Origin of the sequence: Conyzicola lurida (assembly GCF_014204935.1) — a bacterium.
Classification (GTDB): domain Bacteria; phylum Actinomycetota; class Actinomycetes; order Actinomycetales; family Microbacteriaceae; genus Conyzicola; species Conyzicola lurida.
On the sequence record NZ_JACHMJ010000001.1, the window covers coordinates 978889 to 1000581 of the forward strand.

The following is a 21693-nucleotide window of genomic DNA, read 5'->3' on the forward strand; positions in this document are numbered from 1 at the left end:
CTCCCTGAGTGTTCGGCTACCCGATGCGCACCGTTTGCGCGGGCCCCGTGACGAGCTCGGCGTTGTCGTCGACCGTGATGTCGGCGGCGGCGGACAGCTGGTACTCGCCGGCGGCGACGGCGGGCAGATCGGTGTCGAACGCTTCGGCCAGATCGTCGTCGACCGTGCAGACCACGGGGGTGAAGGATGCCGCGAGCTCGAGCGATTCGCCCGGCGCGAGGTCCACGTCCTGGATCATCATGATCGTCGGACCGTTGCTGTGCCAGAGCACGATGCCGTTCTGCGAGAGCGTGATGGCGGGTGTCGGCGAGGTGTAGCCGGTCACCGCGGTCGTGCCGGTGTTGGTGAGCGTCACGGTGCCGACAACGGGGTCGGTGCCGACGGGCGCGTCGGGGAAGCTCGCGGTCAGCACCAACCCGGTCTGGCTCGGGGCGACCTCGGCGAGGGTGCCGCCGCACAGGTTGATGCGGTCGGCCGGGGCACGCTTGATGCCGTCTGTGCTGGCCTCGGAGCCGCCGTCTGTCTCGGCGAAGGTCTCCGGCGTCGAGCGGGGCTCGTCGGCCGCCGACGAGATCGCGCTCGAGTCGGAGGCGGACTGCGACCCGCCGACCGCCTGGATGCCGGCGACACCGAGGCCGCCGATCGCGAGCGTGAAGACGCCGCCGATGCCGATCTGCGCGGGCAGGCGACGGGCCTTGCTGCGGCGGATCACCTCTTTGGTGTCGATCGACCGGCCCGGCTCGGTGCCGCGGAACAGGTCGCGGAGGTTCGGTTCACTTGCCATTGCGTGCTCCCAGGGTGGTGATCGTTGCGTCGGGTGATTCGTCGTCGGTGTCCTCGGCGAGCGAGACGGCCATCTTGGAGAGGCCGTCGCTGAGGTAGCGCTTCACCGCGCCGGAGCTCAGTTCGAGGGTGGCCGCGATGTCGTCGACCTTGAGGTCCTCGTAGTAGCGCAGCACGAGGCAGGCGCGTTCGCGCGGCGTGAGCTTGCGCAGTTCCTCCTGCAGGTCGATGCGCGACTCGGAGTCCGCGGAAGGGGAGTCCGCGACATCCGGCACCGCCGTCAGATGGGCGATCCTGCGCCAGCGCGAGGTGCGACGGCCGCGGTCGATATAGGTGTTGAGGATGGCGCGGCGCACGTATCCCTCGGCGCTGGCGACGGAGAACCCGTTGCGCAGACGCCCGAAGGTCTTCACGAGGGCGTCCTGCACGAGGTCGGCCGCGTCGTCGCGGCTGCCGCAGACGAAGTAGGCGTAGCGGGTGAGCGCGTCGCCGCGCTCCGCGACGAGTCGTTCCACCACCTGTTCCCAGTGTGGTGAGCTGTGTGCCTGCGCCACGGTGTCCTCCCGATCGTTGTCTCTATCTTCTAAGACGCTCGAACGGGGAGTTTCGTTGGGCGGGTTTCGACAGGCTCACATGCCGGAGCGGGGTGAGCCGGTCGAAGCGCGTCGGTCAGCGCAGCCGGGAGCGCAGCCCGTCGAGTTCTGCCTCGAGCTCGGCGGGCACCCGGCCGTCGAATCCGGCGAAGAAATCGGCGACGCCGTCGGCCTCGCGCAGCCACGCGTCGGCGTCGATGGCGAAGAGTTCGCGCCAGGTGTCGTCGCCGAGGCCGAGGCCCGAGGTATCGAGATCGTGGCGGGAGGGGATGACGCCGAGCGGGCTCTCGAGGCCGGATGCCGAGCCGTCGACGCGGTCGAGGATCCAGGCGAGCACGCGCGAATTCTCGCCGAATCCCGGCCAGAGGAATCCGCCGTCGCCGCCCTTGCGGAACCAATTCACCTGGAATACCGCCGGCGGATGCGCGAGCCCCGACCCCACCGAGAGCCAGTGCGCCCAGTGGTCGGCCATGTTGTAGCCGCAGAACGGCGCCATCGCGAAGGGATCACGACGCAGTTCGCCGACGGTGCCCTCGGCCGCGGCGGTTCGTTCGCTCGAGATCGTCGCACCCAGGTAGACGCCGTGCGTCCAGTCGCGCGCCTCGAGCACGAGCGGCACATTGCTCGCGCGGCGGCCGCCGAAAACGATCGCGTCGATCACGACGCCCTCGGGATCGTCCCAGCCGTCGGCGATCGTCGGGCACTGACGGGCCGCGACGGTGAACCGCGAGTTCGGGTGTGCGGCCGGGGTGTCGGACGCGGGCGTCCAGTCGTCGCCCCGCCAGTCGACGAGATGAGCGGGTGCCTCGTCGGTCATGCCCTCCCACCAGACGTCCCCGTCGTCGCGCAGGGCCACGTTGGTGAAGATCGTGTTGCCCCACAGGGTGTCGATCGCCACGGGGTTGGTCGAGACCCCGGTCCCCGGCGCCACCCCGAAGAAGCCGGCCTCGGGGTTGACCGCCCGCAGGCGTCCGTCGGCGTCGGCCCGTAGCCAAGCGATGTCGTCGCCCACGGTCTCGACCGTCCAGCCGGGGATCGTCGGCTGGAGCATCGCGAGGTTGGTCTTGCCGCACGCGCTCGGGAACGCCGCTGCGACGTGGAAGACGCGGCCGGCCGGGTTGGTCACGCGGATGACGAGCATGTGCTCGGCGAGCCAGCCCTCGTCCCGTGCCATCACCGATGCGATACGCAGAGCGAACGCCTTCTTCGCGAGCAGCGCGTTGCCGCCGTAGGCCGATCCGTACGACCAGATCTCGCGCGACTCCGGGAAGTGCGAGATGTACTTCGTCGCGTTGCAGGGCCACGCGGCATCCGGCCCGCCCCCGGTCAGCGGTGCGCCGACGGAGTGCACCGCGGGCACCCACTCGGTGTCGTCGTCGATCAGTTCGAGCGCGCCGGCGCCCATGCGGGTCATGATGCCCGTGGAGACCACGACGTACGGCGAATCGGTGACCTGCACGCCGAGCTTGGCGAACGGCGATCCGAGCGGTCCCATCGAGAACGGCACGACGTACATCGTGCGACCGCACATGCTGCCCGCGAACAGCGGTCGCAGGGTCGCGCGCATCTCTGCCGGGTCGCGCCAGTTGTTTGTCGGACCGGCGTCCTGCTCGGTCGCCGAGCAGATGAACGTACGGTCCTCGACCCGGGCGACATCGTCCGCATCGCTGCGGGCCAGGAAGCTGTTCGGGCGCAGATCGGGATTGAGCCGGGTGAGCGTGCCGGTCTGGAGCATCAGTCCGATCAGCCCACGATTCTCGTCGAGGGAGCCGTCGCACCAGACCACGGCCTCGGGAGTGGTGAGAGCAGCGATCTCTGCGACCCAGGACGCGACGGATGCCGCGGTGCCGGCCGGTGCTGCGACCGGTACGGGCGTCGGGGGCGCAACGGACAGCGTGGGGGTCAGGGTGCTCATCGTGCTCATCGGCGCTCCTCGTCGTAAGTTCGTCAGTACTTACATGCTGATTCGACCCGTACCCGGCGATCTAGGGTGCGACCGTAGAAAGATCCACTGTTCTTTCGCTAATGTCGCGTAATGAAGGATCTTGCGACTCTCGGCCACCGCGTCCGCCATTTCCGCACGGCCGCCCGACTGACCCTCGACCAGCTCGGACAGGCGGTCGGCGTCGCCGGCAGCCAGCTCTCGCTCATCGAGAACGGTCGTCGGGAACCCCGGCTGAGCCTCATCGGCGAGATCGCCGGGGCCCTGGGAGTGACCGTCGGCGACCTGCTCGACGACGCGCCGCCCAGCGAGCGCGCCGGTCTCGAGATCGAGCTCGAGCGGCTGCAGCGGGGCAACGTCTACGCTGCGCTGGGTCTACCCACGGTGCGTCCGGCGAAAGGCATGGCCGACGAGACGCTGACCGCGCTCGTCGGCCTGCACCGCGAGCTCGCCCGGAAGTCGAAGGAGGCTGTCGCGACCCCCGAGGAGGCCAGGCGGGCGAACACCGAGCTGCGCCAGCGGATGCGGTCGTTGGACAACCACCTCGTCGACATCGAGCGGCTCGCCGAGGACGAGGTCGTCGCGGTCGGCCACGTCGGCGGGGCGCTCACACACCGCTCGGTGACGCGTATGGCCGAGCGGCTCGGCTTCGAACTGGTGCACGTGGGCGACCTGCCACACTCGGCCCGCTCGGTGACCGATCTCGACCACGGCCGGATCTACCTCCCGCCCGCATCGATCCCCGGCGGCCACGGGCTGCGCTCGATGGCGCTTCAGGCCATGGCGCACCGGCTGCTCGGACACCAGGAACCGGCCAGCTACGCCGAATTCCTGCAGCAGCGGCTCGAGATCAACTACTTCGCGGCGGCCTGCCTTATGCCGCGCACGCAGGCCGTCGAATTCCTGGCCCGTGCCAAAGCAAACCACGACATCGCCGTCGAGGATTTCCGCGACGCTTTCGGCACGACGCACGAGAGCGCAGCCCTGCGCTTCACCAACCTGGCGACCGCGTACCTCGACATGGAGGTGCACTTTCTGCGCGTGGGCGACGACGGCGCGGTGGCGAAGGCATACGAGAACGACGGCCTGCGCCTGCCCGTCGACGTCACGGGGTCAACGGAGGGGCAGTTCGTCTGCCGGCATTGGAGCGCGCGGGTCGCGTTCGGCCGCACCAACCGCACGACCGAGTTCTACCAATACACCGATACCCCCGAGGGCACGTTCTTCGACTCCACCCAGACCGGCACGACGAGCGCGGGAGAATTCTCGATCTCGGTCGGGGTGCCGTTCGTGCACTCCACCTGGTTCCGGGGTCGCGAGACCGAGAACCGGCTGGCTTCGTCATGCCCGGATGACGCGTGCTGCCGCCACCCGGACGCGCGACTATCCGAGCGCTGGCGGGGCCGGGCCTGGTCGAGTGCGAAATTGCACGCGCACATCCTGTCGCCGCTTCCGTCGGGCACGTTCCCCGGTGTCGACGACCAGGAGCTGTACGAGTTTCTCAAGCGTCACGGCGGCGATTGAGGGTGCTGGTCGAGCGGGCCGCCCGCAGCCGTTTCGAAACCACGGTTCGAGGCCGTGGTTTCGATATACGCCATTGACGGCGTTACTCAACCACCGAAGTGGCGCGCCGCCGCCGCACCCGCCTCGCGCAGCCAGTGCGCGGGCTCGGCGATCGCGGCGTCGAGCGATCCGGCGATGTCGACGAGGGCGCAGGTCCAGACCGGTTCGCCGCCGACGACCGCGGTCGCGGCGACCTGCCCCGCGATGACGCCCGGCCGCACGCCGTGCGCCTCCGCGCGCTGCAGCAGCTGGCCCACGACCTTGCCGCCGAGCGACTGGGTGTCGAAGCGGCCCTCGCCGAGCAGCAGAACCTGCGCGCCGTCGACGGCGGCGCCCAGCCCGCCGAGACCCGCGAGGTAGTCGGCACCCGATTCGATGCGCGCACCCCAGGCGGCCTCGAAGCCGTAGCCGGTGCCGCCGGCCGCACCGGTGCCGGGCAGCGCGGGGTCGCCGCCGAGCACGGAGGCGAGGGTCGCGAGCGCGGCGTCGAGCTGCGCGACCTCGACCGGTCCCGCGCCCTTCTGCGGTCCGAACACCGCGGCCGCGCCGGCCGGGCCGAGTAACGGCGCCGTCACGTCGCTGAGCAGCAGAACGCCGCCGGGCGGCGCCGGGATCAGGGCGGCGTCGTCCACCGCGGCGAGCCGGGCGAGCGCGGCGCCGCCGTCGGCGAGTGTCGCGCCCGCGGCATCCGTCAGTCTGAGCCCCAGGGCGGAGAGTGCCCCGGTGCCGCCGTCGGTCGAGGCCGAGCCGCCGAGGCCGATCACGAGCGACGTCGCGCCCGCGTCGAGCGCCGCGCGGATGACCTCGCCGAGACCGCGGGTCGTCGCGCCGAGCGGGTCGAGCGACCGCATCAGGGGGAGCCCGCTCGCCTGGGCCAGCTCGACGACGGCCACGCCGCCCGGCAGCTCGAGCCATTCGCCGGGGGTCGGCCGCCCGTCCGGACCGGTGACGAGACCGGCGCCGCGACGCACGGAACCGGGCACCGCCGCCTCGACCGCGTCCAGCGTGCCTTCGCCACCGTCGGCCTGGGGCACGAGGGTGAGGGAGTCGTGCGGGCGGACGCTGCGCCAGCCCGCCGCGATCGCGTCGGCCACGTCCCGGGCGGAGAGCGAACCCTTGAAGGAGTCGGGGGCGATGACAATCGACAGTGACATGTTCGTCAGCGTATCGCGAGCCGCTAGAATCACAGCATGAACGTCATCGCCTTCGTCGTGTCCCTGGGTCTCTTCGTCGGAGGAATCCTGCTGATGGGCTACTCCTTCACCATCGAAGGTTTCGAGCTGCTGAGCTTCTTCGCCGGCCTGCTCATCACCTCGCTGGGCGTCGCAGTCCCCATTCACGTACTGAAGCGTATCGACGGCTAACGCACCACCTAATCGAGGGAGTCACCATGGCTGACAAATCACCCAAGAAGTCGACGGCAAAGACTGCCGCCTCCAAGTCGCTGAAGGAAAAGCGGGCCGACAAGAAGGCCAAGTCCGACTCGAAGGACCGCTAGACCGCTCGGAATGCCCGGCACCACACTCGCGTGAGGTGCCGGGCATTTCTGTGCCCGGGTGTTTGGATAGACGGGTGACAGACTTCCTCCTTCGGCAGAGCACCGACGAAGATGCCGCGTGGATCGCCGAACTGCGGGCGGTCGTGATGCGCCCCGACCTCGAGCGCCTCGGGGTGTTCGACCCCGTGCGGGTGCGCGAGCGCTTCCTCGGCGGGTTCGACCCGGCCCGTACCCTCGTGATCGAGGTCGAGGGGCGGGGTGCCGGTTCGATCGCGATCCGCCGCGAGGACGCGGAGACCTGGATCGAGCACTTCTACCTCGCGGAACACGCGCAGGGGCGCGGCATCGGCGGCGCGGTGCTCGCCCGCGTGCTGAACGAGTACGCCGACGGCAGGCCGTTCCGTATCAACGTGCTGCGGGGCAGCGCCGCCTCCCGCCTCTACGCGCGCCACGGGTTCGTCGACGAGAGCGACGACGGCGTCGACCTCTACCTGGTACGGGACGCGCTCACGGCCTGAGCCTGCCGATCACGGCGGTGCCGTCGAGACGCGTCGAGCGGGCGAGCCGGGCGTCGAAGCCGGCGGCGTCGAGGATGGCGCGGCTGAGGTTGCCCTGACGCACGCTGGTCTCGAACAGCAGGTGGCCGCGCGGCACGAGCCAGCCGGGCGCCTCGGCGGCGATACGTCGTTGCACGTCGAGGCCGTCTCCGCCGCCGTCGAGTGCCACCGCGGCCTCGTGCTCGCGCGCTTCCGGAGGCATCAGGGCGATCTCGCCGGTCGGCACGTACGGGGCGTTCGCGACGACCACGTCGATCCGCCCGCGCAGGGAGGCGGGCAACGGCGCGAACAGGTCGCCCTCGAGCACGGTGCCGGCGGCGCCCACGTTGCGGCGCGCGCTGTCGAGCGCGGCGGCGTCGATCTCGGTGGCGTACAGCTCGATGCCGGGTTTTGTGGCGGCGAGGGCGGCCGCGATCGCGCCCGAGCCGCTGCACAGGTCGACCACGACGGAACCCGGAACGAGCAGCGCGGCCGCCTCGTTCACGAGGTGTTCGGTGCGCCGTCTCGGCACGAAGACTCCCGGGCCCACCGCCATCCGGGCCCCGTGGAATTCGACCCAGCCCAGGATGTATTCGAGGGGTTCACCTGTCTCGCGCCGGGAGACGAGGGATTCGAGCGACGCGGGGGAGTCGGCCGCCTCGGCGAGGAGAGCGGCCTCCTCCTCCGCATAGACGCAGCCCGCGGCGCGCAGTCGCGCGACCGTGGCCGCGGTCGACGTCACTCAGCCGCAGCGGGCGTCGCGATGCTCACCATCCAGCTGACGCCGAAACGGTCTTTCACCTGGCCGAAGACGTCGCCCCACGGAGCCTGGTCGAGGGGGAGCGTGATCTCGCCGCCGTCGGCCAGGTCTGCCCACAGCTTGCGCAGCGTGACGTCGTCGTCGCCGCTGAACGAGAGCGAGTAGCCGGCCCCCGGCTGGAAGCCCATCGCTTTCGGGGTGTCGGAGGCCATCAGCACGAAGCCGAGGTCGGCGGTGAGCTGCGAGTGCATCACCTTGTCCTTTTCGGCCGGGTCGTCGCTCATGCCGAATTCGCCGAAGGTACTGATCTCGAGCTTTCCGCCGAACACCGAGTGGTAGAACTCCATCACCTGCCGGGCGTTGTCGTCGAAGCTGAGATACGGATTGAACAACACGGTCATACGAAACTCCTTCGTTGTCGGTTCCCCGTCTGATTATGGAGCAGACACGGGATGCCGCACGAGGGCCTGTTGCGAACGGGTTCAGTCGGCGCGGAGGCCGCTCGAGGCGAGCACCCTGTCGACGTCGAAGCGGATGACCACGCGCTCCGGGTTCGGCTGCGGTGCGCGGTAACGGGCCGAGTACAGCTCGACGGCGTGCGCGACGTCGGCCGGGTCGCGCTCGATCACGGCCCTGCCCGCGAAGCTGATCCAGTGACGTCCCTCGACCTGGGCGACAGTGGCGTGGCCGTTGCGTTCGATGTTGCGGATCTTCTGCCGTCCGTCCGTCGTGATGATGCGCACCACGCCGTCGTGCAGGGTGAAGCCGATCGCGGTGACGTGGATCGACCCGTCCGGCGAGAGGGTGGACAGCGTGGCGAGGTGCCGCTCGGCGACGAAGCGGGCGCCCTCGTCGGTCAGCATCGTGGTGGTCGGGCTCATTCGACGAGCCTATGCGGAGTCGCGGTCAGCGCGTCGCCACACAGTCCTCCGCCAGCACGCGGACGGTCGATGCGGGGTTGTCCGCCAGCTTCTCCGGAGACCGGGTCGGTCGGAGGGTGAGGGAGCCGCCGCAGTTCGGGCAGGCACGGTTCTCGAACCCGTCGACGCACGCCGGGCACCACGTGCACTCGAACGAACAGATGTACACGTGCGCGTCGCCGGGGGAGAGGTCTCGGTCGCAGCACTCGCAGTTGGGTCGCATTTCCAGCACGGCTCAATTCTGGCCCGACGGCGCTGCCACCCGCCGTCGAAATGGTGCCAAGTACACCCGGTGCCGTCGCGGCCGCAACCCCTCGGCCGGGGTCTCGCGCGGGCGTGCCAGTATCGGCGCACACACTGACAGGGAAGCTGGATCCGACATGTCGAAATTCGTCTCCGCCGCCGCTATCGCCGCTCTCGTCGTCACCTCGTTCGTGGTGTCCGGCCCCTCGACCGCACTCGGGGCGACCGCCGTCGAGGCGCCCGGCGAACAGGAATTCGTGGTGCTGTACGTGGCGGGCACCGCCCCCGCTGCCGCGCACGCCGCGATCGCCGCGGCCGGCGGCACGATCGTCGAGGAGAACACCGACGTCGGCGTCGCCACGGTGGTGACGACGAACGCCGGTTTCGCGGCAGCGGCCGACGCGCAGCCGGTCATCGAGGGCACGGCCCGCAACCGGATCATCGGCGACGTGCCATCGAACCGCCGGGCGAACGGCGACGCCGAGAAGCTCGACCCGGCGGAGTCCGAGGCGCGCGGGGCCGCGGCCGTCGCCGCGCAGAGCAAGCGGCCGAAGCCGACCACGCCGACCGACGAACCGCTCGCCAGCCTGCAGTGGGACATGCAGCAGATCGGCGCGACCAGCGCGGGGTCCTACCGCTACGAACCGGGCAAGAAGGGTGTGCTCGTGGGCATCCTCGACACCGGCGTCGACGGCACCCACCCCGACATCGCGCCCAACTTCGACGCGGCGCTCAGCCGCAACTTCACCACCGACATCCCGGTCGACGCGAACGGGGACTCGATCGACGGGCCGTGCGAGGAAGAACCGGACCAGTCCTGCGAGGACCCGGCCAACGTCGACGAGGACGGACACGGTACGCACGTGGCCTCGACGATCGCCTCGCCGATCAACGGCATCGGCATCGCGGGCGTCGCGCCCAACGTCACCATCGTGAACCTGCGCGCCGGCCAGGACTCGGGCTACTTCTTTCTGCAGCCCTCCCTCGACGCGCTCACCTATGCCGGCCGCAACGGCATCGACGTGATCAACATGAGCTACTACGTCGACCCGTGGCTGTTCAACTGCAGCAACCACCCGGCCGACTCGCCCGAAGACCGGCAGGAGCAGATCACGATCGTGCGCGCCATGCAGCGGGCCCTCGACTTCGCGCGCAACCGCGGGGTGACGCTCGTCTCGGCGGCCGGAAATGGCGCGACCGACTATACGAAGCCCCTCACCGACTCGTCGAGCCCCGACTTCGCCGACGTACCGGGCGAGGTGGCGTACACGCGCGACCTCCTCGACCCGGCCAGCTGCACGTCGATGCCGTCCGAGGGCGCCGGGGTCGTCTCGGTGAGCAGCACGGGGCCAAGCCTGCGCAAGGCGTACTACTCGGATTACGGCAACGGGTACATCGACGTCGCGGCTCCCGGCGGCGACGCGTACGACACCCCGACCGGCGATCTCTCCTACCCGACGCAGATCCTCGCGGCCTACCCCTCGTCGCTAGCCGTCGCGAACGGCGAGGTGGACGCGGCCGGCAACCCGACCGTGCCGTACGTGCTCAAGAGCTGCAACGCCGCCGGGACGACGTGCGGGTACTACCAGTACCTGCAGGGCACCTCGATGGCGTCACCGCACGCGGCCGGAGTCGCCGCCCTCATCGTGAGCCACTACGGCCTGCCCGACTGGAAGCGCGGCGGACGCACCCTGCCGGCCCGGGCGGTGGAACTGGCACTCAAGGCGAGCGCGACGCGCTCCGCGTGCCCGCAGCCGCCGACGATCACCTACACGCGCCGGGTGCCGCAGCCCGACGGCTCGATCATCGTCCGCACGTCGACGGCCACCTGCGAGGGGTCGCGGTTCACGAACGGGTTCTACGGCTCGGGCATCGTGAACGCGCTGCGGGCGGTGGGGCGATAGCGCCGGAGGCTAGAACTGCGAGTCGACCGACGGCAGCACAACGAACAGCAGGAACCACGTCCCGATGCCCTGGGCGACCACAGTCGAGACGAGCCGGCGTACCTCGCGGGCGGCCACCACAAGTTTTCCCAAACCACATGACAGTTGTTCGCGAATTCGGGCGGTAACTACTGATTGATTACGGGGGATTCGGGCACTCACCCCGGCGGGGTGGTGCACGGGCACGGGGCCGCACCCAGTGTGTGGGGATGACCGAACTCCCGTCGTGGCGTGACGGGGCCGCGCGCTCCGCCATCGTGTCGTTCGTCGAGGGTGTCGTCGCGCACGGCCTGCCGCCGGTCGAGCGCGTCGCCGTTTTCGACAACGACGGAACGCTCTGGACCGAGAAACCGATGCCGACCCAGTTGCACTTCCTGGTGCAGCAGTGGGCGGCGGCGGCGCGCGCAGACCCGACGCTCGCCGACATCCAGCCCTATAAAGCGGTCGTCATGAACGACCTGGGCTGGATGGGAAGCGCGGTCGACAAACACTACGCCGGCGACGACAGCGACCTGGGGGTGATCATCGCGGCGATCCTCCGTTCTACGGAGGGCGTCAGTGTGGACGACTACGAGGAATCGGTGGCTGCGTTCTACCGGGACGCACAGCACCTCACGCTGAAGCGTCCGTACAGCGGAGCGGTGTTCCAGCCGATGATCGAACTGCTGCGCTACCTCGAGGGGAACGGGTTCACCTGCTACATCGTGTCGGGCGGCGAGCGCGACTTCATGCGGCCGATGACGCTCGACTACTACGGCATCCCGCCCGAGCGGGTGGTCGGCTCGGCGTTCGGGCTCGAGTACGCCGACGGCGAGGTACGGTACGGGAAATCCCTCTCGTTTTTCGACGACGGGCCGGAGAAACCGGTGCGCGTCTGGAGCCGCATCGGGCGGCGGCCGATCCTCGCCGCGGGCAACTCGAACGGCGACCTCGAGATGCTCGAGTACGCGGCGGGCAATAACGGACTCGGCCTCCTCGTGCGGCACGACGACGACACCGGCCGCGGCGACCCGCCGTACGACAGGGGTGCCGAGCGGGCGCTGGAGCGGGCGGCGGCGGGGGAGTTCACCGTGGTCAGCGTCAAGGACGACTGGGACGTGGTCTTCCCCGAGTGACCGGAATGACCGGCTAGAAGCGGTTGCCGAGCGCCTTGCTCTTGAGGGCATCGAATTCGCCCGCGGTGATGACGCCCTGGTCGAGCAGTTCCTTGGCCCGGGCGATTTCGCTCGCGGGCGCGGCCATCGGCGCCGGAGGGTCGTAGGTCTCGGCCGCGGCGCGCTCCTCGCTGTCGCCGAGCCGGTCGACGATGCCGGGGCCGCGCGCGATCACGTAGACGAGCACGGTGAGGAACGGCAGGAAGACGAGGAAGAAGATCCACACCGCCTTCCACCACCCGTTCAGCCCGTGGTCGCGGAACAGGTCGCCGAGCACGACGACGACGGACACGAGGTAGCCGAGGAGCGCCACGCCCCAGAAGCAGAGCCAGAGGACGTTCCAGAGGCTGCTGAAGAGATCGTTCATCACGGTGTCCTTTGTTGGTCAGCCGGCACAGCGGAAGCCGAGGTGGCTCATGCCGGTGTCGATCATCTGCGGCCGGCGGGCGGCGGGCCGGTAGCGCCGGCAGTAGCTGTCGGCGCACAGGAACGAGCCGCCCTTCACGACCTTGCGCGGCATCGCAGGTTGCCGCGGGTCGACACTCTGCTCCCTGCTCCCGCCAACCGGGTTGGCCGGGGCACAGCAGCCGTCGGCCGGCGACGGCTGCGAGTACCAGTCGCTGGTCCACTCCCAGACGTTGCCGGCCATGTCGTAGAGCCCGAACCCGTTCGGCGCGAACGACCCGACCGGCGTCGTGGCGCCGTAGCCGGGGCGCGCCCGCCACGGGAAGTCGCCGTGCCAATAGTTGGCGCGCGGTTCGCCGTCGGTCTCGGCATCGTCGCCCCAGGTGTACTCGGCGTGCTCGAGGCCCCCGCGAGCCGCGAGCTCCCACTCGGCCTCGGTCGGCAGGCGGCGTCCCGCCCAGACCGCGTACGCCTCGGCGTCCTCGTAGGCGACGTGTACCACCGGGTGCCGGTCGAGACCGCGAACCGAGGAGGCCGGGCCGAACGGTCGACGCCACGACGCCCCCGGTATCCATGCCCACCACTGGCTGAGGTGCCGCAGGTCGACGGGTCCCGGCGTGCCGGTGAACACCATCGAGCCGGGCTGCAGGTTCTCGGCGGGAGCGCCAGGGAAGTCGGCGGGGTCCAGCGGCCGCTCCGCGACGCTGATATAACCGGTGTCCGTCACGAATTCGTCGAATTGCCGATTGGTGACGGATGCCGCGTCCAGCCGGAACCCGTCGACGGACACCCGGCGCGCGGGAGCCTCCTCCGGGTAGTGGGAGTCCGAGCCCATCGTGAACTCGGCGCCGTCGATCCAGACGGAGGTGTCGAGCGCGGCCAGCTGGTCCATCCCGTCAGTCCCCGCCGGAGAGGAAGGCCCGCAGCTTGTCGACCGCCTGGTCGATGCTGAACGTCGCCGCCTTCTGTCGCGGCGGGAACTCCTCGAAGGTCGCGAGGAACTGGGCGACCAACCCGGTAGCCGCGAAGACCAGGTAGGCGTTGTCGAACAGCCAGTCGAAGTAAGTGTTGGACGTCACGTCGGCGCGTTCGAACGGGTCGGTGCGCAGGTTGTAGAGCTTCGGCACCCGCAGCGGGACGAACGGGTCAAACCAGACCTGTAGGGTGCCCTGCACCCGTTGCTCCATAAAGACGACCTTCCAGTTGTCGAAGCGCAGCGCGAGCACGTCGCCGTCGTCGGAGAAGTAGACGAGCCCCTTGCGCGGGCTCGTGTCGACCTCGCCCGTGAGATACGGCAACAGGTCGTAGCCGTCGATGTGCACCTTGTAGGTGCGCTCGCCGATGGTCTTGCCCTTCTTGAGCTCCTCGACGGTGTCGGGGGCGCCCGCCGCGGAGAGGAACGTCGGCAGCCAGTCGTGGTGCTGCACGATCTCGTTCGAGACGACACCCGCGGGGATGTGGCCCGGCCAGCGGATCATCTCGGGGATGCGGAAGGCACCCTCCCAGTTCGTGTTCTTCTCGCTGCGGAACGGCGTCATTCCGCCATCCGGCCACGTGTTCATGTGGGGCCCGTTGTCGGTCGAGTAGATGACGATCGTGTCGTCGGCGATATCGAGCTCGTCGAGGCGGTCGAGCAGGGTGCCGACCAGGGCGTCGTGGTCGATCATCGTGTCGTGGTACTCGGACTGCCAGCGTCCGGACTGCCCGATGCTCTCGGGCTTGGGGTGGGTGCGGAAGTGCATGTGGGTCGTGTTCACCCAGGTGAAGAAGGGCGTGCCGGAGTCGACGGCCCGGCCGATGAAGTCGCGCGCCGCCTCGACCACCACGTCGTCGATGGTCTCCATGCGCTTCTTGGTGAGCGGCCCCGTGTCCTCGATACGCTGCTTGCCGCGCGGCCCGTACCGCCCGTCGACCGTGTCGTCGAACTCGTCGGTCGCCCACGAATGGATGACACCGCGGGGGCGGGCCATCTCGTCGAAGTTCGGGAAGTCCTCCTTCGGCGGCCAGTTCGCGGCCTCCGGTTCCTCCTCGGCGTTGAGGTGGTACAGGTTGCCGTAGAACTCGTCGAAACCGTGCACCGTCGGCAGAAACTCGTTCTTGTCGCCGAGGTGGTTCTTGCCGAACTGCCCCGTCGCGTAGCCGAGCGGCTTGAGCAGCTCGGCGATCGTCGGGTCTTCGGCGCGCAGGCCGAGGTCGGCCCCGGCGATGCCGACCTTGCTGAGGCCGGTGCGGAAGACGCTCTGCCCGGTGATGAACGACGAGCGGCCGGCGGTGCAGCTCTGCTCGCCGTAGGAATCGGTGAAGCGCATGCCCTCGTCGGCGATGCGGTCGATATTCGGGGTCCGGTAGCCCATGAGGCCGTCGCTGTAGCAGCTGAGATTGGTGATGCCGATGTCGTCCCCCCAGATGACGAGGATGTTCGGCTTGCCGTTGGGCATGAATGCTCTCCTTGGTCGATACGACGGGTGACTCATCGATCCTGATGCGCCGGGGATGGCGGTTCGTCACCCCCGCGGGGTGAGGAACCGCGCCCGACCCCGGCACACAATCGACGGGCCCCCAGAGACCGACCGGTAGGAGTCACCGATGTCCGAATTCGACTACGGCCCCGTTGAGCTGCTGCTCGTCGCCTTCCCCGCAGGCGGACCGACACCGGCCGTGCTCGAGGCGATCAGCGAGCTGATCGAGTCCGAGACGATCCGGCTGCTCGACCTCGTCATCGTCTCCCGCTCGGCGACGGGCGAGATCACCGCCGTCGACATCGAAGACGTCAGCGACGAGTACGGGTTCGGCACGGTCGAACTCGAGGCCAGCGGGTTGGCCTCGGACGACGACATCCGGGAACTCGCCGAGGACCTGCCGCTCGGCTCGTCCGCCGCACTGCTGGTGGTCGAGATGCTCTGGGCGAAAAAGCTGGCGAACCGGATGTCGGATGCCGGCGGTTTCGTCGTGCACACCGACCGCATCCCGGCCCTCGTCGTCAACGCGGCGCTCGCCGCGCTCGCAGAGTAAGGAACCACGCCATGCCCCTCTTCCGACGCGTCGGACGCCCCGGACTCCTCGGCCTCGCCGCCCGCACCGCGGTGGTCGCCGGCACCGCGACCGCGGTGAGCGGCGGCATGCGGCGCCACCAGCAACAGCGCGCGACCGAGCAGTGGGAACAGCAGCAGTACGAGGCGGAGCAGCAGCAGGCGGCGGCGCCGGCCGCGGCATCCATCGCTCCTGGCACTGCAGGCGTCGATCTCGTCGGCGAACTGCAGAAGCTGGAGTCGCTGCACGCGGCCGGGGCGCTCTCCGACCAGGAGTTCGCGGCGGCGAAAGCGAAGCTGCTGGGCTGACGCGGCTGGTAGGCCGACCTAGGCGGCCGGCGCCTGCGTGATGCGCACGGTGTTGCCCGACGGGTCGCGGAAGGCGCAGTCGCGGGGTCCCCACGGCTGGTCGATCGGCTCCTGCAGCACCTCGGCGCCCGAGGCACGCACGCGCTCGAACGTCGCGTCGAGGTCGTCGGCGCGGAAGATCAGCATGGGCAGCACGCCCTTGGTGAGCAGCTCCTGCAGGGCGTCGCCGTCGGCCTGCGAGCGGCCGGCGTGGGGCACCGAGATGACGATGTCCACACCGGGCTGCGCGTCGCTGCCCAGGGTGACCCAGCGGTAGGGGCCGGCTGGCACGTCGTTGCGTACCTCGAGCCCGAGAGCGTCGGCGTAGAAGGCGATCGACTCGTCGACGTCGTTGACGGTGATGTTGATGTACTGGAGTGCGACTGTCATACCGGCAATGTATTCCGGGGAGTGCGGTGGCGCTTCTCGGATCCTGCTCGATCGGCTAGACGGGCGCGACCCGCGCTCACTAATCTGTTTGCCGTGTCTGGGCCGGATACCACCGTCGAGTTCGCGAGACCGCACGGCCTTCGGCGCATGATCGGCCGCGATCCGGGGGAGCGCCACCGCACGACGACCCCGTTGGAGCTTCTCTTCGACCTGACCTTCGTGGTCGCGTTCGCGCAGGCCGGCGACGAGCTCGCGCACTTCACCGCCGAGGGCCGTCTGTCGACGGCGGTGTGGGGGTTCCTCTTCGTCGTGCTGTCGGTCTGCTGGGCCTGGATCAACTACACCTGGTTCTCGTCAGCGTACGACACCGACGACTGGGCGCAACGGCTGCTGACGATGGTGCAGATGGTGGGCGTCATCGTGCTCGCGCTCGGTATTCCCGCGGTATTCGAATCGCTCGACTCCGGGGAGCCGTTCGACTACCGGGTCGTCGCGGTCGGCTACGTCGTGATGCGCACGTCGCTCATCGCGATGTGGGCGCGGGTGGCCAAGCAGGACCCGGTCAGCAGGCGGGTGGCGCTGCGCTACGTCGGGTACAACGCGGCCATCCAGGCGGCCTGGGTGACAGTCGCGTTTATGCGCATCGAGAGCGTGCCACTGCTCGCCGCGATTCTCTCCCTGCTCTGGATCGCCGAATTCGTCGGTCACACCTACGCGACCCTGGACGCGGATGTCGCGAGCGATTCCTGGCAGGGAACACCGTGGAACGCGCATCACATCGTCGAGCGCTATGGGTTGCTCGTCATGATCACCCTCGGCGAGGGTGTGCTCGGCACCATCGCCGCGGTGAGCGCCGTGGTCGCGCACCTCGGGTGGACCGGCGAGGCCGTGCTCATCGTGATCGCCGGCACCGGCCTCACCTTCGGGCTCTGGTGGACCTACTTCATCGTGCCGTCGGCCCCGGTGCTCTCCCGGCACCGCCGGCGCAAGTGGGTGTGGGGCTACGGGCACATCCTGCTGTTCGCCTCCGTCGCGGCCGTCGGCGCCGGGCTGCACGTGGCCGCCTACGCGGCGGAGGGCGAGACCTCGATCGGCACGGTCGGGGTCGTGCTGTCGGTGGCGATCCCGGTCTTCGTGTTCTGCATCGCCTACTTCGTGCTGTACTCGGTGCTGTTCCGCGCGGTGGACCCGCTGCACATCGTCTTGGCGGTCGGCATGGTGGTGTTCCTCGTGCTCGCGGTGGCCTTCGCCGGGGCCGGGCTGCCGCTGGGTTGGTGCCTGATCGTCGTGATGCTGTCGCCGTTCGTGGTGGCCGTCGGTTACGAGACCGCGGGGTACCGGCACGTCGAACAGGACGTGCGGCGGGAAAGCTGACGGGCCGTTACTCGCAGACCGGCCCAAGGAGAGTAGCGTCAGGCTTCTGCACGTCGAGCCTTTCCGACCGAAACGAGTTGCCGTGCACATCCCCGCATCCGCCCGACTCCTCGCGCTCGCCGTCGTCGGCGTCGTGCTGGTCAGCGGTTGCACCGACGCGCAGGCGCCGGCCGCGGCATCCAGCATCGAGATACCCGACCTCGGACCCCTTCCCGCATCCGACGTCCTGACTCCCGACCAGATCGAGCAGGAGCGCCTCGCCGGAGTGGAGGCGAGCTGGCTGCAGGTGACGGGGTCGTATCCGGATGCGGTGAGGCCGGATGCCGCGTTCGTCGGTTTCACGCCCGGATACACCTACGTCGACGCGCTCGACGAGTGCTACATCGACAGCGGTCTCGCCCTCGACCGCAAGACCGACGAGGTCGGGGTCTCCCGCCGCACCGGCACGACCGTGCGCAGCGAAGCGGACGCCGTCGCGGTGTACCTGTGCCAGACCGCGGTGGTCGTCTCCCCGCCGCCGATGAACGCGGCGCAGATCGGGTATTACTACGACTACCTCACCGAGTTCCTGGCCCCGTGTTACGCGGCCAACGACATCGGCAATGCGGCGGCCCCGGAGCGCGAGACGTACATCGCGTCCTGGCCGTCGACCGGCTGGTTCCCGGGCCTCGGCGACCTGTACGGCACCGCGGCCGCGGCCGCGGTGATCGACGCGTGCCCCAAGCCGTTCAGCTGATCGTCACCGCTTTGCTCTAACGGGCGCGGGACACCGCGGCGACCGCGGAGACGCGCAGGAAGTCGAGCTTCTCGGCCGCCTCCGACCCCGTCGCCGCCGTGTACGCCACGATGCGCAGGTCGGTGCCCGCGACGGTGAACACGTCGCAGTCGACCTCGACGTCGCCGACGATGTCGCTGTGCACCACTTTGCGCTCGGACTGGTGCTCGGCCACGTCCCCGCTGTCCCAGAGCTCCCGGAATCTCCGGCTCGACTCCGTGAGCTCGGAGACGAGGGCGGTCACCCCGAGGTCCGCGGGATAACGCCCGTGGACACGACGCAGGTCGGCGACGAGCGAGGCTTCGAACGCGCCCGTGGATCCGGAGCGGCTGACCAGCTGCATTTCGTCGTGGCCGAGTCCGGTTCCGCCGAAGTGCGCGCGCAGCAGGTTGGGCCGCTGCGTGCCGGTCGTGGCCGGCGTGCCGAGCAAGGCCGCCCAGAGCGGGCTCCACGTCAGCAGATCCCACGCCGCGGTGAAGACGGCGATGGGTGTTTCGCCCAGCCGCGCCACCATGCGCTGCACGCCGGGCGGGATGTGGCTGGGCACGTCGGTCGGCGTCGGCGGCAGCAGCCCGGCCACCACGAATAGGTGGTCGCGCTCGGTATCGCTCAGCTGCAGGGCCCGGGCGAGCGCGGCGGCGACCTGGGCGGAGGGCCGGCGGGCGCGGCCCTGCTCGAGACGCACGATGTAGTCGACGCTGAGGCCGGCCAGCATCGCGAGCTCCTCGCGGCGGAGCTCGACCGCGCGGCGCGAATCTCCCGCGGGGAATCCGACGTCGACGGGGGAGAGGCGGTCGCGCCAGGAGTGCAGCAGTGCGCCGAGGTCGCCGTGGGGATCGGGGGTCATTTCTCCAGTGTGACAGCGGACGCGGCATCCTGACTGGTACTGCCAGTCCTCATGCTGAGGCGGGCCACGACACGGGCGGCGGCCCGGCGCAGACTCGGCACATGACAACAACACTCATCACCGGGGCCAACAAGGGCCTCGGATTCGAAACCGCCCGCCGACTCATCGAAGCCGGCCACACCGTCTGGATCGGCGCACGCGACGACGAGCGCGGCACCCGCGCCGCCGACACGCTCGGTGCCCGCTTCGTGCAGCTCGACGTGACGAGCGACGCCTCCGTCGCCGCGGCCGCCCAGACGGTCGCCGCCGAGGGAGGCCTCGACGTGCTGATCAACAACGCCGGCATCATCGGCCCGCATCGTGCAGTCGAAGACCTGACGGCGGATGACGCACTCGAGGTCTTCGGCACGAACGTGATCAGCGTCGTGCGGGTGACCAGCGCGTTCCTCCCGTTGCTGCGCGAATCCAGCGCCCCGACCATCGTCAACGTGACGAGCGGTCTCGGCTCGTTCAGCTCCGTGCTCGACGCCGACCGCATCGAGTCGCAGATCGTCGCCCCTCTCTACACGTCGTCGAAGTCGGCCGTGACAATGCTCACCGTGCAGTACGCGAAGGCGTTCCCCGAGATCCGCATCAACGCCGCGGACCCGGGCTACACGGCCACCGACCTCAACGGCCACAGCGGCACGCAGACCGTGACGGAGGGCACCGACGCGATTGTCGAGCTCGCGACGCGCGGCGGTTCGGGCGCGACCGGCACGTTTATCGACCGCGCGGGTATCGCCGCGTTCTAGTCCCGGCGCGCTGGCTCCCGGCCTTTTCGGCCGGGAGTCAGCCACGGCACCAGGCGCACGAAGACGACCATCCCGACGAGTTCGACCAGCGTCTGGGTGACGACGGCGAGCGGCGCGAGGCCGAGTGTCGCGGGCAGCGCTAGGGCCAGCGGAAGCACGACCAGCGAATTGCGGGTCGCGCCGCTGAAGACGACGGCGCGCACCGCCGGCACGTCGAGACGTGCCACCCGGCCCGCGGCCAGACCGACCACGGCCATGATCGTCAAGAACGCCAGGTAGATCGGAACGAGCCGCAAGAGCGCGGTCGCCTGGGCGCCGACCGCAGCGATCTGGGACCCGACGACGACCGCGAGGGTCAGCATCATGAGCGGCACCATCGCCCCGGCCATGACTCTGACCAGGAGAGCTGCCGCGGGGAACCGGCGCGCGAGCGCCTGCACGACGGCGGCGCCTGCCAGCGGCGCGACGATCAGCAGCAGGAGCGCCTCGACGAACGGGCCGATCTCGATCAGCCCCGCGGCCTCCTCGCCGAGGAAGAGCAACAGGTAGAGCGGCAACAGCAGCACCTGCGCGAGCATCAGCAGCGGTGCCGCGGCCAGCAGCCGGGTCTTTGCGCCGCCGGCCAGCCCGGTGAACACGATCACGTAGTCGACGCACGGGGTGAGCAGCACCAGCAGCACGCCGATCACCAGCGCGCGGTCGTCGGCGACGAAGCGGGAGAGAGCCCACGCCACGACCGGGACGACGACGAAGTTCACGACGAGCACCGTGCCGACGAAACGCCGGTCGCGGAAGGCCCGGCCGACCTCGATCAGCGGCACGGCGAGAAACGTGGCGAACAGCAGGAGCGCCAAGACCGGGTAGACGGCGAGAGTCAGAACCGGGGCGACGGATGGCGCGCCCATACCGACCGCGGCGCCGAGAAGGATCGCGGCGAGATAGAGCACGACCTGCCGGCGCTCCCACCAGGCGACGACGGTGCTCATCCGCTCAGCCTAGGGGCGCGGCTCCCGACGCATCCGCTGCAGCCAATCGGTGACGAGGGCGGAGCACAGGCCCGCCTGCTCGATGACGACGTTGTGGCCGGCCGCGTCGAGCGTGGCGTAGGTGGCGCGGGGGTAGTGGTCGATGCGGTTCCACGCGTCGGAGTAGCCGACGACGTCGTCCTGTCGGCCGGTGAGATGCAACGTCGGTTGCACGAACGGTTTGGGGTGCGCGTCTTCGGGTTCGAGGTCGAGCGCGTAGTGCGCTGCGATGCGGTCGATCGCCTGTGCGTCGGCGCCCTCGATGCCGGGCAGGATGTGCGCCAAGAACGCGCGGGCGTCGTCCGTCGATTCGACGACGGCGTCTTCGCGATACTGGTCGAGGGCTGCTCCGAGGAGCGGTTCGATGTCGGGGTCGCGGTGCAGCACGGTGCGCGGCGGTACGGTGCGTTGCGGGTGTGGGGCGACGAAGACGCCGGCCAGGGTCGCGAGCCCGAGAACCTGCGGGCGGAGTTCGTGCGCGACGTGGCGCGCGATCATGCCGCCGAACGAGTTGCCGAGGACCGCGAACGGCTCGTCGCCGAGGCGGGACGTGATTTCGGCGACGACGGCGTCCGCGACATCCTGCGTGCTCTTCATGCCTGTCGCCGGCGATCGGGTCGCACCGGGCAGATCCAGGTAGATGCGCCGCCAGTCGCCGGAACGCTCGAACGTCGGGTCGAGGGGGAGCAGGCTGCGGTGGTCGAGGCCGAAGCCGTGGAGGAGGACGAGCGGGGTGCCGGAGCCTGATTCATGTGCAAACACGGTGCGAGG

General features: G+C 69.7%; 26 protein-coding genes. 10 read left to right on the forward strand and 16 right to left on the reverse strand.

Annotated features, from left to right (window positions below; translation table 11 throughout):
* Positions 1-16 precede the first annotated feature (16 nt).
* The 3 genes from HD599_RS04740 to HD599_RS04750 all read right to left on the reverse strand — a co-directional run bounded on the left by HD599_RS04740 (position 17) and on the right by HD599_RS04750 (position 3300).
* Entirely contained in the window at positions 17-784 is a 768-nt protein-coding gene (locus HD599_RS04740; RefSeq protein ID WP_184234100.1) for a hypothetical protein, read from the reverse strand.
* Positions 774-1301 carry a sigma-70 family RNA polymerase sigma factor gene (locus HD599_RS04745; protein WP_343061884.1) on the reverse strand — a complete coding sequence of 176 codons (528 nt, stop codon included), beginning with the start codon at positions 1299-1301 and terminating at the stop codon, positions 774-776. The genes HD599_RS04740 and HD599_RS04745 overlap by 11 nt, the downstream gene beginning before the upstream one ends.
* A gap of 151 nt (positions 1302-1452) precedes the next feature.
* Positions 1453-3300 (reverse strand): phosphoenolpyruvate carboxykinase (GTP), encoded by a 1848-nt coding sequence (locus HD599_RS04750; RefSeq protein WP_425489154.1) that lies wholly within the window; start codon positions 3298-3300, stop codon positions 1453-1455.
* Between the two features lie 111 nt (positions 3301-3411).
* Between HD599_RS04750 and HD599_RS04755 the strand changes: the two genes are divergently transcribed.
* Complete coding sequence (locus HD599_RS04755; protein WP_184234104.1) at positions 3412-4842, forward strand: helix-turn-helix domain-containing protein; 1431 nt, start codon at positions 3412-3414, stop codon at positions 4840-4842.
* An 86-nt stretch (positions 4843-4928) separates the two neighbouring features.
* Here HD599_RS04755 and HD599_RS04760 read toward each other — a convergent pair whose 3' ends face one another.
* On the reverse strand, positions 4929-6035 hold the full coding sequence (locus tag HD599_RS04760; protein WP_184234106.1) for a glycerate kinase: 1107 nt from the start codon (positions 6033-6035) through the stop codon (positions 4929-4931).
* 36 nt (positions 6036-6071) lie between these two features.
* On the opposite strand from HD599_RS04760, the gene HD599_RS04765 reads away from it, so the two are divergent.
* Both HD599_RS04765 and HD599_RS04770 read left to right on the forward strand, forming a co-directional pair.
* Complete coding sequence (locus HD599_RS04765) at positions 6072-6245, forward strand: hypothetical protein (RefSeq protein WP_184234108.1); 174 nt, start codon at positions 6072-6074, stop codon at positions 6243-6245.
* Positions 6246-6453: 208 nt separating this feature from the next.
* Positions 6454-6897, forward strand: a complete 444-nt coding sequence (locus HD599_RS04770) for a GNAT family N-acetyltransferase (protein WP_343061885.1) — start codon at positions 6454-6456, stop codon at positions 6895-6897.
* On the opposite strand, the gene HD599_RS04775 is transcribed toward HD599_RS04770, so the two are convergent.
* The 4 genes from HD599_RS04775 to HD599_RS04790 all read right to left on the reverse strand — a co-directional run bounded on the left by HD599_RS04775 (position 6887) and on the right by HD599_RS04790 (position 8818).
* Complete coding sequence (locus HD599_RS04775; RefSeq protein ID WP_184234110.1) at positions 6887-7657, reverse strand: putative protein N(5)-glutamine methyltransferase; 771 nt, start codon at positions 7655-7657, stop codon at positions 6887-6889. The genes HD599_RS04770 and HD599_RS04775 overlap by 11 nt on opposite strands.
* The gene (locus tag HD599_RS04780) at positions 7654-8076 is read right to left on the reverse strand and encodes a VOC family protein (RefSeq protein ID WP_184234112.1); all 423 of its coding nucleotides are present in this window, start codon (positions 8074-8076) and stop codon (positions 7654-7656) included. The genes HD599_RS04775 and HD599_RS04780 overlap by 4 nt, the downstream gene beginning before the upstream one ends.
* 81 nt (positions 8077-8157) lie before the next feature.
* On the reverse strand, positions 8158-8556 hold the full coding sequence (locus HD599_RS04785) for a PPOX class F420-dependent oxidoreductase (protein ID WP_246376093.1): 399 nt from the start codon (positions 8554-8556) through the stop codon (positions 8158-8160).
* A 25-nt stretch (positions 8557-8581) separates the two neighbouring features.
* Positions 8582-8818, reverse strand: coding sequence for a DUF1272 domain-containing protein (locus tag HD599_RS04790; RefSeq protein WP_221420649.1), 237 nt, complete (start codon positions 8816-8818; stop codon positions 8582-8584).
* Positions 8819-8975: 157 nt separating this feature from the next.
* Here HD599_RS04790 and HD599_RS04795 point away from each other — a divergent pair, with 157 nt between their 5' ends.
* Positions 8976-10742 (forward strand): S8 family serine peptidase, encoded by a 1767-nt coding sequence (locus HD599_RS04795; protein ID WP_184234116.1) that lies wholly within the window; start codon positions 8976-8978, stop codon positions 10740-10742.
* 9 nt (positions 10743-10751) lie between these two features.
* On the opposite strand, the gene HD599_RS18165 is transcribed toward HD599_RS04795, so the two are convergent.
* Positions 10752-10874: a hypothetical protein gene (locus HD599_RS18165; RefSeq protein WP_281381823.1), complete on the reverse strand. Its 123-nt coding sequence runs from the start codon at positions 10872-10874 to the stop codon at positions 10752-10754.
* 116 nt (positions 10875-10990) lie between these two features.
* On the opposite strand from HD599_RS18165, the gene HD599_RS04800 reads away from it, so the two are divergent.
* Positions 10991-11896, forward strand: a complete 906-nt coding sequence (locus HD599_RS04800; RefSeq protein ID WP_184234118.1) for an HAD family hydrolase — start codon at positions 10991-10993, stop codon at positions 11894-11896.
* 13 nt (positions 11897-11909) lie between these two features.
* Here the strand turns inward: HD599_RS04800 and HD599_RS04805 are convergent, their stop codons facing one another.
* Genes HD599_RS04805 through HD599_RS04815 form a run of 3 tightly spaced genes read right to left on the reverse strand, consistent with a single transcriptional unit; the run spans position 11910 to position 14778 of the window.
* On the reverse strand, positions 11910-12302 hold the full coding sequence (locus HD599_RS04805; RefSeq protein WP_184234120.1) for an SHOCT domain-containing protein: 393 nt from the start codon (positions 12300-12302) through the stop codon (positions 11910-11912).
* Positions 12303-12320: 18 nt separating this feature from the next.
* Positions 12321-13232, reverse strand: coding sequence for a formylglycine-generating enzyme family protein (locus HD599_RS04810; protein ID WP_184234122.1), 912 nt, complete (start codon positions 13230-13232; stop codon positions 12321-12323).
* A gap of 4 nt (positions 13233-13236) precedes the next feature.
* Positions 13237-14778, reverse strand: coding sequence for an arylsulfatase (locus HD599_RS04815; RefSeq protein WP_184234124.1), 1542 nt, complete (start codon positions 14776-14778; stop codon positions 13237-13239).
* 148 nt (positions 14779-14926) lie between these two features.
* Here HD599_RS04815 and HD599_RS04820 point away from each other — a divergent pair, with 148 nt between their 5' ends.
* The gene (locus HD599_RS04820) at positions 14927-15352 is read left to right on the forward strand and encodes a DUF6325 family protein (RefSeq protein WP_184234126.1); all 426 of its coding nucleotides are present in this window, start codon (positions 14927-14929) and stop codon (positions 15350-15352) included.
* A gap of 11 nt (positions 15353-15363) precedes the next feature.
* A complete protein-coding gene (locus tag HD599_RS04825) occupies positions 15364-15678 on the forward strand; it encodes an SHOCT domain-containing protein (protein ID WP_184234127.1) in 315 nt (104 codons plus the stop codon).
* An 18-nt stretch (positions 15679-15696) separates the two neighbouring features.
* Here the strand turns inward: HD599_RS04825 and HD599_RS04830 are convergent, their stop codons facing one another.
* The gene (locus HD599_RS04830) at positions 15697-16107 is read right to left on the reverse strand and encodes a VOC family protein (RefSeq protein WP_184234128.1); all 411 of its coding nucleotides are present in this window, start codon (positions 16105-16107) and stop codon (positions 15697-15699) included.
* A gap of 93 nt (positions 16108-16200) precedes the next feature.
* Between HD599_RS04830 and HD599_RS04835 the strand changes: the two genes are divergently transcribed.
* Together HD599_RS04835 and HD599_RS04840 are read left to right on the forward strand one after the other, a co-directional pair.
* Entirely contained in the window at positions 16201-17481 is a 1281-nt protein-coding gene (locus HD599_RS04835; protein WP_343061887.1) for a low temperature requirement protein A, read from the forward strand.
* Positions 17482-17563: 82 nt separating this feature from the next.
* Positions 17564-18217 carry a hypothetical protein gene (locus HD599_RS04840; RefSeq protein WP_184234130.1) on the forward strand — a complete coding sequence of 218 codons (654 nt, stop codon included), beginning with the start codon at positions 17564-17566 and terminating at the stop codon, positions 18215-18217.
* 16 nt (positions 18218-18233) lie between these two features.
* Here the strand turns inward: HD599_RS04840 and HD599_RS04845 are convergent, their stop codons facing one another.
* Positions 18234-19103, reverse strand: a complete 870-nt coding sequence (locus tag HD599_RS04845) for a helix-turn-helix transcriptional regulator (RefSeq protein ID WP_184234132.1) — start codon at positions 19101-19103, stop codon at positions 18234-18236.
* Positions 19104-19204: 101 nt separating this feature from the next.
* On the opposite strand from HD599_RS04845, the gene HD599_RS04850 reads away from it, so the two are divergent.
* The gene (locus HD599_RS04850) at positions 19205-19897 is read left to right on the forward strand and encodes an SDR family NAD(P)-dependent oxidoreductase (protein ID WP_184234134.1); all 693 of its coding nucleotides are present in this window, start codon (positions 19205-19207) and stop codon (positions 19895-19897) included.
* Here the strand turns inward: HD599_RS04850 and HD599_RS04855 are convergent.
* Together HD599_RS04855 and HD599_RS04860 are read right to left on the reverse strand one after the other, a co-directional pair.
* The gene (locus HD599_RS04855) at positions 19894-20883 is read right to left on the reverse strand and encodes a bile acid:sodium symporter (protein ID WP_184234136.1); all 990 of its coding nucleotides are present in this window, start codon (positions 20881-20883) and stop codon (positions 19894-19896) included. The two genes, HD599_RS04850 and HD599_RS04855, sit on opposite strands and share 4 nt — an antisense overlap.
* Positions 20884-20892: 9 nt before the next feature.
* Positions 20893-21684, reverse strand: a complete 792-nt coding sequence (locus tag HD599_RS04860) for an alpha/beta fold hydrolase (RefSeq protein ID WP_184234138.1) — start codon at positions 21682-21684, stop codon at positions 20893-20895.
* Positions 21685-21693: the final 9 nt, after the last annotated feature.